The sequence below is a fragment of the Variovorax sp. PDC80 genome, from assembly GCF_900115375.1.
Lineage (GTDB): Bacteria > Pseudomonadota > Gammaproteobacteria > Burkholderiales > Burkholderiaceae_C > Variovorax.
In genome coordinates this window covers 82914-95869 of record NZ_FOWG01000010.1, presented here as the reverse complement: position 1 = coordinate 95869, position 12956 = coordinate 82914, and the positions used below count along the sequence as shown (strand labels likewise).

Here is a 12956-nt window from a genome sequence, read left to right as displayed (position 1 = left end):
CACCGAGGCCCCCCGATGCTTGCCCCCCGCACCAACCCCGCGATGCTGTCGCCGTTCCATGTCGCGTTTCCCGTGCATGACCTCGAGCTCGCGCGCCGGTTCTATGGAGAGACCCTCGGCTGCCCCGAGGGCCGCAGTTCTCCGGACTGGATCGACTTCAATTTCTACGGCCACCAGATCGTTGCCCATCTCTCGCCCGAGGAGGCCGGAGTCGCGCAGAAGAACGATGTCGACGGCAAGGACGTTCCGGTGCGCCACATGGGCATCGTGCTTCCGCGCACCGATTGGGACGCGATGGCGGACCGGCTGAAGGCGGCCGGCATCCGGTTCATCATCGAACCCTACATCCGCTTCAAGGGCGAAGCGGGCGAGCAGGCGACGATGTTCTTCCTCGATCCGTCGGGCAACGCGATCGAGATCAAGGCCTTCGCGAACATCGAGATGCTGTTCGCCAAGCAGCCGCAAAGGTGGCGCACAAAGAAAAACGGGCTAGACGCCTGAGCGTCTAACCCGTGGTTCTAGAACCGAAATTCTGGTGCGGCTGGCAGGAATCGAACCCACGACCCCTTGGTTCGTAGCCAAGTACTCTATCCAGCTGAGCTACAGCCGCGAAGCCTTCGATTATAGCCCGGAAATCGGCACCTACCCTTGCGGGCTGGCCGTGCACCACGCCGACGATCTGGCGGCTGGCGCCCAGCGAGGATTCGCCGTCACCCCTGCGACTATCAGCCCGAGGACCGGCCGCTGCCTGGCCAGGTGGCAAGCGCTTGATCGGCGACGGCCTCCAGCACGTCGCGGCTGAAGCCTGCCTTGGCCTGCACCGCCATGCCGTGGCACACGGCGCAGACATAGGCCGCCAGCGCATCGCACTTCGCATCGGAGGGCAGGTCACCCTCGCGCTTGGCGCGCTCGAAGCGCTCCTGCAACGTCGCTTGAGCGGCTGCACGAGCCTCGACCAGTGCTCGACGCACCGGCTCCGCGTCGTCCGATCCGGCCAGAACGCCATGGATCGCCAGACAACCGGCGCGTTCGGGGTCGCGGGTGTTCAGTTCCGCCGTGTTGTAGAGGATGTGCGCGGCAACCTCGCGCGAGGTTGGCAACTCGAGCGCGGCGGGGAAGAACGCCAGGTAGTGGGCGTAGTAGCGCTCCAGCGCCTGCCGGAACAACGCCTCCTTGTTGCCGAAGGCCGAATAGAGCGCCGGGCGTTCGACGCCAATGGCTTGCGTCAGATCGGTGTACGAGGTGCCCTCGTAGCCCTTGCGCCAGAACATGGTCAGTGCGGCTTCCAATGCCTGCTCCACATCGAATTCGCGCTGACGTCCCATGAGTCGCACCACCTTGGTTTTTTCGTAACGATCGATATTAAACCGCTTGACGCTCTTCGTCCATTTCCATATCGTTCGTTACGATACCGATCGTTATGAATTCCCGATGCCCGGGACACGGCGCCCGGTTGTCTTCGAAAGAGCATGTCATGCAGCAATTCTTGAAGGGCAAGCTTGCCCTCATCACTGGCGGTTCGCGGGGGCTGGGTGCCGCGACGGCGGAAGCGTTGGCCGACCTCGGTGCCGACATCGCGATCACCTACGTTGCCTCCGAAGAAAAGGCGAATGCGGTGGTGGAGAAATTGAAAGCCAAGGGCGTTCGGGCCCTGGCCATCCAAAGCGACCAGGCCGACACGACCGCGGCAAAGCCCATGGTCGATCGGGTGCTGTCGCACTTCGGCCGGATCGACATCCTCGTCAACAACGCCGGCATCGCCGTGCAAGGCAAGACCGTCGACGATCCCGCACTCGACACGGTCAACCTCGACCGGCAGTGGCAGGTCAACGTGATGGGAACGGTGGCCACCACGCGCGCGGCGGCACCGGTACTTTCCGATGGCGGGCGCATCGTCTTCATCGGCTCCCTGCTGGGCACCCATGTTCCGTTCGCCGGGGCCGCCGACTACGCGGGAAGCAAGGCGGCCCTGGTCGGCTATGCGAAGGGCGTGGCGCGCGACCTCGGCAGTCGCAACATCACCGTCAACGTCGTGCAGCCGGGCGTCATGCCGACCGACATGGCGGCCGAGGTCCTCGGCGACGGAGTGCCGGAGGCGCTCCTGAATCTGCATCCGATACGCCGCATCGCGACGCTCGAGGAAGTGGCGGCCCTGGTCTGCTTCCTGGTCGGCCCGAACGGCGCCTACATGACTGGCAGCGTGATCGATGTGGCCGGCGGCCTGGCCGTCTGAGCTTCAGCGGCTCGGCCAATGAAATTCGAACTGAACAACGTGCAAGACAAAGACATGAGCAAGAAATTTGATGCGAAATCGACCGCCCAAGACGTGCTGGCGGATGTCGATCTGAAGAGCAAGCGCTTCCTCGTCACGGGAACATCGGCGGGGATCGGTGTCGAGACCGCGCGTGCGCTCGTCTCGCGTGGCGCCAGCGTTGTGGGACTGGTCAGAGACCTGGCCAAGGCCCGGGCGGCAACGGCATCGGTGCGCGATGCGGCGGCGCAGGCCGGAGGCAGCTTCGAGCTGGGCGAACTCGATCTTGCATCCCTGCGAAGCGTGCGCGCCAGCGCCGACAGACTGCTCGCCGACGGTCGTCCCTTCGACGCCATCATCGCCAACGCCGGCGTGATGGCCACGCCGTTCGGTCTGACGGACGACGGCTTCGAGATCCAGTTCGCGACCAACTACCTGGGTCACTTCGTTCTGATCCATCGGATCGAACCGCTTCTCGTCGACAACGGTCGCCTGGTCATGCTGTCGTCCCAAGCACACCGCGTTGCCGATGTGGACCTCGACGATCCGAACTTCTCGCAACAGCCCTACGACCCGTTCGTCGCGTACGGTCGATCGAAGACGGCGGAGACCCTGTTTGCGGTGGCGTTCGACAAGCATCATCGCCATCGTGGCGTCCGGGCGGCGGCGGTCATGCCGGGCAACAGCCTGACCGAACTGCCGCGCAACTTCTCGGCAGAGCAATTGCAAGACCTGTTCGAAACCGTGGGCAAGGCGCGTGCCGACGCAGGTCTTCCTCCAGGGCAACTGAAAGATGTCGGACAGGCAGCGGCGACTTCGGTCTGGGCGGCAGTCGTTGCCGACGCGGACGAGATAGGAGGCCGCTATCTCGAGGACTGTGCCGTCGCTCCGGTGAACGATTCGCCCAATCCGTTTGCCGACGGTGTCAGGTCCTATGCACTCGACGCTGGACGCGCCGAGCAACTTTGGGCCAGGACACAGGCACTTCAGGCTGATCGGATCGCAGGCGCTGTACCCATCAGTCAATCCGTGCTACTTCGATAACTCTTCTTATCACAACAGCTTGATTGGGGAGAGAATCTCTCCCCATGAAAAGTAGCCCACCCACCTCCGAAGCAGCCGCAAGGCCTCGTGACCGAAGCGAGGAGGGCTTTCCCGGCCAGGCCGCCTTGGCGGCATTGCGCGCCTGGTATGCGGGAATGAGTGCACGTGCCAGCGTGGTTCAGTACCTCGGGCACGCGAGCACCGACGGACAGTCTTCCCGCGCGCTCCTGGGCGCCATTCGGCGCCAACTGGTCGCGCTCGCCGAAACCCGTCGTCGTGCCGACATCGCCGCGCTGCTCACGCATCCCGCCACGGAGCGCGTGGTACGGGCAGAAGCGGTGCGCAATGCCATCGAAATCCTGCGCAAGCTGCCACCGCCCGCGCCCTTGGTGACGGACGACGTCGAAGCCTGGTTGCCGCCACGCATCGCGAAGGCATTGCGCGGCCATGGCATCCGCACGCTCGCGGAACTCACCGTGCGAGTGCCGCGCCGGCGACGTTGGTGGGTTGCGGTCCCGGGACTCGGAGCCGCGGGTGCGCGCCAGGTCGAGGCTCTCTTCACGGCGCATCCTGAACTGACGGAGCGCGCACGCGCGCTCGTCGTTTCCGACGCGCCGAACGACGTGGTGCCGTGGGAACGGCTTCATGTCCCGAACGATGTAGACGGATCCCGCGGCACCTTTCGCGCGCCGCCGGCCAGCTGCGCACTCGGGGCCAGCAACGACTACCAAGCAGTCCAGACCTGGCTGGCTCTTCAGGAGTCGCCTGCGACACAACGGGCCTATCGCAAGGAAGCGGAGCGGCTCATCCTCTGGTCGATCCTCGAGAGGGGACGGGCCCTTTCTTCGTTGACCACCGAGGATGCGGTCGCCTATCGAGCCTTCTTGCGCCGTCCGTCACCCCGAGGTCGCTGGGTCGGTCCCGCGCGCCCGCGCGGCGCGAGTGATTGGCGACCGTTCGCGGGAGACCTGTCCGCGCGCTCCACCGCCTATGCGCTGTCGGTCGTCGGCGCCATGTTCCGCTGGCTCATGCAGCAGCGATACACCCTGGCCAACCCTTTCGCCGGCATCAAGGTTCGAGGCGGCACACCGGCTCGGCCCCTGGCCGCCGCTCGCTTCTTCAGCGAGGGGGAGTGGGGGCTCATCCGCACGATCGCCGACGGACTGGAGTGGGGGAGAGGGTGGACGCTTCCCGCCGCGCAAAGGCTGCGTTTCGTCCTCGATTTCGCCTATGCGACGGGACTGCGCGTGGGCGAACTGGTGGGCGCGAAGCTGGGGCAGATCGAGATCGACAGCCGCGGCGACCAATGGCTGCATCTCGTGGGCAAGGGCGCAAAAACGGCCAAGGTGGCCTTGCCCTCGCTGGCCCGGGCGGCACTCGATCGCTACCTGCTCCAGCGCAGCATTCCGACCACCCGTGCGCGCTGGAATCCGACCTTGCCGTTGATCGGCAGCATCGATCTCGATAGCACCGAAGGGATCACCTCGGCCAGGCTCTGGAGCATCCTGCGCCGATTCTTCCTGCTCACGGGTGAAATGGTGGCGAAGGACAACCCTGCGCTCGCCGAAAAGCTCCGCCTCGCCAGTCCGCACTGGATGCGTCACACGCACGCGACCCACGCGCTGGCGCGGGGGGCCGAGCTCACCATCGTTCGCGACAACCTGCGGCACGCCTCCCTGCAGACCACGTCGATCTACCTGCACGCCGATGAAGTCGCGCGTTCACGGCAGATCGACGAAGCATTTCCGTCTCGGGACTGATTGCTGAGCTTCACGGCCAAACGGGGCAGAAGCACATCCAACAACAGAATCATTGATTTTACATAAGACTCATTGGATATAAACCGGGGCCGGGCGTCAGTGCGAGGATGGGGTCACCGAGGCTGGGTACCTTGAGCCTTGCCGCGGCCGCAAGGATCGTTAAGCACTTTCGCGAACTCGAAGTCGGCTCGAAGGCCGTGAAACGTCAATCCTGAACTCGCCCTCACCCCGGTGCCATTGGGGTCAGAGGAACGTGCTGACCTGCACCAGCAGGGCTATCCCGACGACGTACCCCCTCGTCAGTAGTTGGAATCCATGGCCAGCACAGAAACCTCGTTCGGCATGAAAAACAGGCTGCTGCGCAGCTTCAGAGCTGTCTTGCCCAACCGCCACCGAGACCGCCCCGTCCGGGCGACGCAGTTCTACCTGAGGCCCCGGAGGACCGGCGTACTCATCGATCCTTGGGCACGGAACGGCTACCAGCCCTCGTCCAGAAATCCGAAACGAATCTTCGACGGTCAAGAGTTTCCGCATCGTAGATATCCCCGAGTACAGATTTCCACGGCCCCTTGAACCAAATCATAGCCAGCCCACTGGGAGGCTACAGTTTTCCGAACGCTCACTCACCCCCGACAACGGCAACGTCCAAGGCGAGGGAGCCGCCGCATTCTTTCTCTCACCCCAAAACCACTGCCATGGCCAAGATCCAAGTCACCGCCCAGCAGTGCGCCAAACGCCCTCAAAGCCCTCAACGTCATGTGGCCGAGTATTCGGCCGGAGCAAGGCTGCTATCGGCTTCTGACCTGGCGCGAGCAGCCCAGCGCCGATGGCGAGCTGTCCGGTGACGATGTCGAACTCAAGCCGCCCCTCGTGCGGGAGCGTCGCCTGCTTTGACGGCGGCTCGAGTATCGGTACATCACAACTAGGCATCGTCGAGCGAAATCAAATCCTTTTTCGCTGTCCTGGAGCGAGCAGCGCTGATCGCCGATGGTCAAGCCGCCAGCAATACCCCTCATAAGCAAGCTTCATATCGCCACTGTCGCAGAAGTCGACGAGCACGCCACATACCCCAACGATCAGGTCGTCGTCCTCTTCCTTGGGTTCCTCCGCGAACTGATCAGAAATGGGAATCTCCTTGCTCCATGTGCTAACCAGGAAGAGATTGACCAGGCTCGCCATCGGCACTGCCTCGGATCCGACGACGAAATCGTGATCTACGAGCCAGCGCATGTCAGCCGCAGGGAGGATGGTCCATGGGTGCAGGCTTGGTTATTCGTTCCGAAGGAGTGCGTCGACGGCTACAAGGCTGACTGAGGAAACAGGATCATCACGGTCAGCGTAGCACCTCTCTCGGGGGTACGCTTGACTTCGCAATGGCCGCCGGCGTCCTCGCTGCGTTCGGCGCACTGCTCCACGTCTTCTCGCTTGTTGGCGGCCTGCTCTACTGCTTCCATCACCACTCGACCGTAGATGACGCAGCCCCCTCCTCCTCCGTGCAGACCCCATCGAACAGCTGGCCAAGACTCGCGTAGTGGTGAGTTGCTCCGCCTGCTGGATCGAACGTACTTCGAACTCTCGCATTGGCTGACCCTGCTTCATGCGTTGCACTGGCGAGGGAAAAACAGGGCGGTGCACTTATGACGAGAGCCGCAACGTTATAGCGAAGTGTCGGACAGCGGCGCTCTCCGACGTATTTTGAATCAACTCCGACGCCCGACTCGAATTTCGATGATTCGACGAAAGCGATTGCCAGTTGCAAAGGCGGCGGGCATTGAACGCGGCGTCCAATCCTCGATGCCAAGCTCAGTGTCTATCTGCTGGTTTGTGCAGGCCTACTGCCCAGCTATAGATCGTGTCTAAGCGCATACGGCGACTCTCGTGCTGCTAATTCGTGGGCAACACCAATAGTGCTCATCTTTTAGCACGAAAGTTTCTTTCACGCCATCATCAAGATGTGTGATTGGTAACTTGTACGACTTCAGCATCATCTACGTTGGCCAAAAAAGCGCCAATGGCTAGCGCCAGGTCAGATTGAGGAAGGCCGCCGAGAGGGGGTGGCAGAGAAAGAAATCTTTGGGGGACACCATGGATTCCGGTAGGCTAACTTATCGAGTCGTCCTGCGCCTGAGGCTGACTTGCGCCGTGCTTTGCGTCGCGGCCGCGCTTTCCTCGTGCACCTGGGTGGCTCCCATCCCCAAAGTGGACGATCAAGGCTATTTCAACGCCCTTGCGAGCGGACGGGAAAATCGCTCTCTGGAAGAGCTCTCCATCGATTGCCGTGAACGCATCGTTGCGATAAAGACGCCAGATTGTCTGGCAGCCGGTCTCGGCACGGTGTGGGCAAAACAGGATGCCTATCGCAGGGAATTGTTGAACATGGCTCGTGACGTGATCAACGTCCAAGCCACCTATAACACCCTCATCTATCCCTTCGGCGCGGTGACTGCCTACGAGAGCCTACGGGGTGGGTCGAATCGCGGTTTGTTGTTGTCGGCAGTGGCTGGAACCGCGATCTATGCGCTTCTGAACTCCGGTATTCCCGAGCGAGAAAAACAGTACCTTCGAGCCGCCGGGGAGATGCAATGCAGCATGTCCTGGCACGCGCAGTGGCTGTATCTCAACAGCGACCTGTACGGCTTTTCGACGCCCGATGTGACGGAAACAAGAACGTTTCGTGACGACGCGGCGCCTGGCATCAGCATCACGACGGTCCAGCGAGTGGCCTGGAGTCGCGATACAGGTCGGCGAGTGAGCCTGGAGGACGCCGAAAGTGCCCTGTCGACCAGTATCGAGAATTTTCAGATCGCACAGGCCTCCATGATCGCCAAACTGCGAGGCAAGCCTGGTAGCGGTCCTGCGCGAGGAGCACTGGAGCGGGTCAAGTTTGGCGACGGTACTCGAGGAAGCAACACAACCCCTCAGGTGGCACAGCGACTCAATCAGCAGGTTGCCCAGGCAAGAGCCACATTGAAGGCGTTGCGTCGGCTACGCGGCGACATCGAAGACGCGGCCATGTGGCTGAGTCAAGATGCCGATTGGATTCGAGCGGATCTTCAACGACGACTCGGTGAGAAGCAACCGGCGCTCCGAACACCCCAGGAGATCGGAAAGCTCTTCGAAGCTCTTGGGACGCAATCTGCGAGAGGGCAGTCGGGAGAAGACGTTGCCGGTCTGATGAACCTCGAGATTCCGCTTGATCTTTCCGCTGGCCTGGATGCGGCGAGTGCGGGAAGGTTGGCAGCGTTCTATGCCGACACAGGCGGGTCGTTGCTCTCGGCCTGGGGCGCTGCGCAAGCTTGGGTGGATGAGCAGGCGCGACGCGAGGCCAGGTCGCGCACCGCCACCAGAGGGCTGCCTTGCGCGGATTCGACTCTGCTCCAAATCGATGGAGGGCCTCGGTCGTCGGCTACCGGCGGTGGGGGCTCAAACCCAAGCAGCCGCGCGACGCAAAATCCGCTGCCGCCGTGAGAACGACGATGCATCGCCCCGCTGTAGCCATGTCGACTCCGACGACTCAGGTACTAGGTGCTTTCCGCTCTCTCGCGCAGCAGCTTGCCGGTCGTTGCACACTTTCCCGCCCTGACTGGCTCGACAGCAGTGTCGTGAATGCGGTGTGGCTGTCCCTGCCTGGCAGGGGTGTGCCACAGCTTCATGTGGCTGCTCGAGACGGCGTTGCGCTCGGCTCCTTGCCGTCTCATTGGCGGCCACCGTGGTCGACAGAGGCACTTCCCCTTCGGCGTGTGCGGGCGCCTCGCGCTCGAGCGGAGCTCGCACCTACCCTACGCCCCAGCGACAGACCCTCCATGGTCGGAGCAGCTACAGCGCTGTTGCGGGCCAACGAGGGGGGGCAGAGCTACTTGCTCACATGCGCCCACGTTGCAGTTCCTTCGCTGGAGGGGGCCTTCGGTACGGCTGTGGACGTTACTCACCGGTCGGCGGTGGGCCGCGCGCGCGTCGTGGATTGGCGACCCGCACCCAGTGCAGGCCCAGTCCACTCGGCGATCGACGCGGCTTTGCTCTCCATCGACGAGGCGCTCGTGCGCTCCCTGCGCGGTGATGGCACGCTCTTGCCGACGGGGATCGCCGAGGGACCTCGTGCGGAGCAGTCGGTGACGATGCGCAGTCATCGCGCCACCCTGCCCGGCCGCCTGAAAGTCTATTGGAGCGGCCCGGTGGATATTCCGGGTCTGTCGCCCGGGCAGACGGACTACTTCCTCGATGAGGCCATCGGGTACTGCTGTTCGTCTCAGGCGGGAGACAGCGGGGCGGCCATCTGGGACGACCAGAACCGCCTGATGGGCATGCACATTGCAGGAATAGAAGGGGTCGGCGCCGGGCAGGCCAATGCTCTCTACGGGCCGATTCGACCTGTGCTGGATACCTTTCGCGTGAGCCCATGGCTTCGGTCAGGAAACGTGGCCGCGCTCGACGCGCCGCGCGCACCCGCGCTCGCGGCTACCGTGACGCGCTCGGGAAGCGCGCCCAGTACCAACTCGACGGACCTCACCGAGCTCGAGATCATCGCCTGCACGCTCTGGGGCGAAGCGCGCAATCAGGGTGAGGAAGGGATGAGGGCCGTGGCGAGCGTGATTTCCAACCGCTGGCGGACGGGCTATCGTCGCTGCGCCACCGCACGGGCTGTATGTCTGGATCCCTGGCAGTTCAGCTGCTGGTTGAAAACCGACCCCAACCTGCCCCGAATGCTGGCGGTTGCGCGCAAGCCCGATGGCCCCTATCGACAAGCCCTGAGGCTAGCTGAGGAATTGCTGCAGCGCACGCTGGTCGACATCACTCGCGGCGCGCGCCATTACTACGCCGTCAGCATGCGCCAGCCGCCGAAATGGGCGCGTGGGAAGTATCCGTGCGTGGTCATCGGCGATCACCTGTTCTTCAACGACGTCGACTGAGAACCACAAGAAGGAAGAGGCCGCCGTGGATAACATCATTCTCGACGTGGTGCTGGGTCTCCTGCTCATCTACCTGGTAATGGCATTGCTCGTGAGCAAGGTCCAGGAGGTGTGGGCGGGACAATTGCGCTCGGGCCGTACCCATACCATGCACTCGATGCTGCTGGAAGGTGTTGGTCGCGATAAGAGGCTCAAGGACAAGATTCTGGAAAGCCCGATGATCTTCGCGCTATCGCGAGGAGACAATCCGGCCAGCGAACGCGGTGGATGGACCAGTCTGTGGTCGGCGCAGGGCCCGTCAGCCATTCCGCCTGACCTGTTTGCCAAGGCCTTGCTGGTCGAACTCTATGACGATGGCAAGAGCAATCCGCCTAGCGTCAGATACACCCCGGACGCTTTCGTCAAGGAGGTAGGCGCAGGAAGCACCGACCGTATTTGGGGCACCCTGCGCAGTCTGCTCCCAGGCAATGAGGGAAACTGGAGCGGTTTCGAGGCGGCCATCGCCGGTTGGTACAAGGCTATTGGCGAGCGTGCCGACGGTTGGTACCAGCGTAGCGCGCAGACCTGGTCGTTCTACCTTGCGCTCGCACTTGCATGCCTGCTGAATGTCGACAGCTTCCATATCGCCGAACGGCTGGCAAACGAGCCAGATTTGCGCCGTAGCGTCTCCACGCTTGCCCAGAATGTCAGTGCTTTCGTAGTGCCGGGTCAAGGGCAGGAGCGCGCCGACACAAAGCGCGAAGGAAGCGCATCGCAGGCTGCTGTCCTGCCGCCAGATCTTCGCGCCGAACAGGCGCTGCAGCGGGCCGCGTCGCTGATCGGGGATACGTACTTCCGCCATGAGGACTTTGCCAAGTTCGATCCCAATGTGGCCGATATTGCCGAACGATCGTCCGTGCCCAAAGATCAAGGGCAAAATATAAATCGGCAGCCCCTTGAAGCCGACAATGATCTTCCGCTTATCGCCGGATGTGCCAGGACGCGGGTCACCGTAAGTAATCTGACGAAGAATCCGACGAAGGATCCGACAAAGAGTTCGAAAAGACCGCCAGAGCCTATTTACTTGAGCAATCCGCTCAGTTGGATGTATCTGATGAAGATGCTGGATACTGAGATAAAAATATTGCGGCGCCCCCAAGGTTTCAATCCTGCCGAGGCGGACAAGAGCGCCCCATTGCTTCGATGGGTCTCGGTATACGATTGCGTCGCGAACCTCAGCGGCTTTGTGGCGCTCGCAGCCCAACGTCCTCCAAAAGAGATTTCCGCACAGGAGAATTTGCGTCTGGCGCTAGTCTCACTGAACTCCGCAACGGACTCTCTCTTGGAAGTCGTTCGGGACCAGAACGTACCGCTTTCTTTCATGCGGCTGTTCCAGATCGATCCCGACGTATTCACCGATTGCAGCGACGACCCATCGATGTCACGGGAGGGCTTGCGCCGCTGTGTGCTGGCTGCACAGGACGGACGCATCAATCTGCCTTTGGGATGGACCGGGCCGAACAGACGATTGAGTTTTTGCCATCCGGTCGTGGTCGAGCGGACGACTGGAAGTGCGAGCGGCGCTCGCGCGACGCCTGGCAGTTGGGTTGACGGAATCTGTGGCTCGCGGCGTGAGTTCTCCGGGAATGAAGCACTGCGAATTCCGCCGATGAGGCTTGAAGGGCCGGGCTTCTGGGAAATTCTCGCGTTTGTGGCGGGTCTCCTTGTGACCGCATTTTTCGTCGCATTGGGATCGCCCCTGTGGTTCGATCTGCTCGGCCGCGTCGTGAAACTACGCTCGGCTGGTGGTAAAGCACGCGATGATTCGCTAGGCGAGCCAAGCAGTGGGCGCGGCGAACGAAGTCCCACCGGAGGTGCCGGTGCGCCTGCAGGTGGTTCCAGTGAAGATCCTTTCTCCCTCGCGCGCAACGAGATTGAAAGACGGCTGCCCGCAGGCGACTTGATCGCGCTGCAAGGCGCCTTGGGGGTGGAACGCAATGGCGTCTGGGACAAGGCTACGAGGCAACGAATGGCCGAAGAGAGCCGGCGCTTGGGCTTGGGTGACAGCGACGAGCTGACCAATCAGCTTTATCTCGCGTTGCTGGGGCGAAGCCCGGCGGGATTGACAATGCTGCAGCCTCCGACCAGCAGCCTCAAGCTTCATGCTGAAGATCCGCGATGCGCCGAGGCGGCTAGTGCCTTGATGGGAATCCTGGCCTTTCCGAATCGTCTCACCCCTCTCCCAAAGGAGATGACTGACGACTTGCGTGCGCTGGCTGTGCTATGGCGCTACAAGAAGAGATCGGCTGCTCTTCCTCATGACCGCATGGTCCAATTTCTTCCGCAGGACAAGCATGCGCTGGACGATATCAGCGCTTCCGAACTGGCAGAAATTCTGGATCAAGCCAGAAGAACACCTCCGATTACCTATCCAAGGGAGTCGGCACCATGGCTCGATTGGGCACTTGGTGAAATCGGACAGGCTGAAGCTCAGGACCCAGCGGCGACAACGTCCGAATTGAGCAATCCCCGCATCTTGGAGTACCTGAGTGTGACCAAGCAAACGGCGGCCGAAGCGGTCCCGTGGTGTGCGAGTTTCGCTAGTTGGGTTCTCACGAGATATGACAGCACCCGTCCGGTACAGGCACCCTCGGTAGCGGCGGCCAGCGCACGTGCCGACTACTTCGGCGGTCCTGGATCGACCTATGGGGTATCGATCTGGGTCAATCACGGCGCTGCCGCATGGCCTGCCTCCGTGCAAGCCGGCGACGTAGTCAGCATGCATCTCTCCACTGGACACGAAGGGGTCAACCACATGGGCTTCGTTCTTGCGACAGATGCGGCCGGCGCGTGGGCGATCAGCGGAAACTACAGCAACCGGGTGTGCATCGCCTACTTCAAACTGGCCGACATCGTCGAGGTGCGCCGTCCCTGACCTCTGCCTTCACTGGCGAGGCTGCTTGTCGACCACTCTTCGATCACCCATCTACGCGTGTTCCTCTAACGAAGCAAGCG

9 protein-coding genes and 1 tRNA gene are annotated in these 12956 nt (G+C 62.3%); 7 read left to right on the top strand and 3 right to left on the bottom strand.

The genetic code is table 11. The features are described 5' to 3' along the window. The first annotated feature begins 42 nt into the window (after positions 1–42). Positions 43–501 carry a VOC family protein gene (locus BM109_RS26685; protein ID WP_256222791.1) on the top strand — a complete coding sequence of 153 codons (459 nt, stop codon included), beginning with the start codon at positions 43–45 and terminating at the stop codon, positions 499–501. Positions 502–533: 32 nt separating this feature from the next. Here the strand turns inward: BM109_RS26685 and BM109_RS26680 are convergent. Both BM109_RS26680 and BM109_RS26675 read right to left on the bottom strand, forming a co-directional pair. Beyond that, positions 534–610: transfer RNA gene (locus BM109_RS26680), tRNA-Arg, on the bottom strand. A gap of 115 nt (positions 611–725) precedes the next feature. Beyond that, positions 726–1325 carry a TetR/AcrR family transcriptional regulator gene (locus BM109_RS26675; RefSeq protein WP_093349511.1) on the bottom strand — a complete coding sequence of 200 codons (600 nt, stop codon included), beginning with the start codon at positions 1323–1325 and terminating at the stop codon, positions 726–728. Between the two features lie 149 nt (positions 1326–1474). Between BM109_RS26675 and BM109_RS26670 the strand changes: the two genes are divergently transcribed. From BM109_RS26670 to BM109_RS26660, 3 genes are read left to right on the top strand one after another with little or no spacing between them, the layout of a single operon-like run. Continuing rightward, entirely contained in the window at positions 1475–2233 is a 759-nt protein-coding gene (locus tag BM109_RS26670) for an SDR family NAD(P)-dependent oxidoreductase (RefSeq protein ID WP_093349508.1), read from the top strand. Positions 2234–2287: 54 nt separating this feature from the next. Next, the gene (locus BM109_RS26665) at positions 2288–3295 is read left to right on the top strand and encodes an SDR family NAD(P)-dependent oxidoreductase (RefSeq protein ID WP_093350151.1); all 1008 of its coding nucleotides are present in this window, start codon (positions 2288–2290) and stop codon (positions 3293–3295) included. 44 nt (positions 3296–3339) lie between these two features. Beyond that, positions 3340–5055: a phage integrase family protein gene (locus tag BM109_RS26660; protein WP_093349506.1), complete on the top strand. Its 1716-nt coding sequence runs from the start codon at positions 3340–3342 to the stop codon at positions 5053–5055. Between the two features lie 942 nt (positions 5056–5997). Here the strand turns inward: BM109_RS26660 and BM109_RS26655 are convergent. Then, a complete protein-coding gene (locus BM109_RS26655) occupies positions 5998–6285 on the bottom strand; it encodes a hypothetical protein (protein ID WP_093349503.1) in 288 nt (95 codons plus the stop codon). 969 nt (positions 6286–7254) lie between these two features. On the opposite strand from BM109_RS26655, the gene BM109_RS40935 reads away from it, so the two are divergent. The 3 genes from BM109_RS40935 to BM109_RS40930 are packed head-to-tail and all read left to right on the top strand — an operon-like array spanning position 7255 to position 12876. Further along, positions 7255–8523, top strand: a complete 1269-nt coding sequence (locus tag BM109_RS40935) for a hypothetical protein (protein WP_143129271.1) — start codon at positions 7255–7257, stop codon at positions 8521–8523. A gap of 8 nt (positions 8524–8531) precedes the next feature. Beyond that, positions 8532–9962 (top strand): cell wall hydrolase, encoded by a 1431-nt coding sequence (locus BM109_RS41830; protein WP_093349501.1) that lies wholly within the window; start codon positions 8532–8534, stop codon positions 9960–9962. Positions 9963–9987: 25 nt separating this feature from the next. After that, complete coding sequence (locus BM109_RS40930) at positions 9988–12876, top strand: C40 family peptidase (protein WP_143129270.1); 2889 nt, start codon at positions 9988–9990, stop codon at positions 12874–12876. Positions 12877–12956: the final 80 nt, after the last annotated feature.

Excerpts from the sequence above, each read along its gene's own strand:
- BM109_RS26685 (WP_256222791.1), top strand. The coding sequence starts at position 43 with ATGCTGTCGCCGTTCCATGTCGCGTTTCCCGTGCATGACCTCGAGCTC.
- BM109_RS26675 (WP_093349511.1), bottom strand. The coding sequence starts at position 1,325 with ATGGGACGTCAGCGCGAATTCGATGTGGAGCAGGCATTGGAAGCCGCA.
- BM109_RS26670 (WP_093349508.1), top strand. The coding sequence starts at position 1,475 with ATGCAGCAATTCTTGAAGGGCAAGCTTGCCCTCATCACTGGCGGTTCG.
- BM109_RS26665 (WP_093350151.1), top strand. The coding sequence starts at position 2,288 with ATGAGCAAGAAATTTGATGCGAAATCGACCGCCCAAGACGTGCTGGCG.
- BM109_RS26660 (WP_093349506.1), top strand. The coding sequence starts at position 3,340 with ATGAAAAGTAGCCCACCCACCTCCGAAGCAGCCGCAAGGCCTCGTGAC.
- BM109_RS26655 (WP_093349503.1), bottom strand. The coding sequence starts at position 6,285 with ATGCGCTGGCTCGTAGATCACGATTTCGTCGTCGGATCCGAGGCAGTG.
- BM109_RS41830 (WP_093349501.1), top strand. The coding sequence starts at position 8,532 with ATGCATCGCCCCGCTGTAGCCATGTCGACTCCGACGACTCAGGTACTA.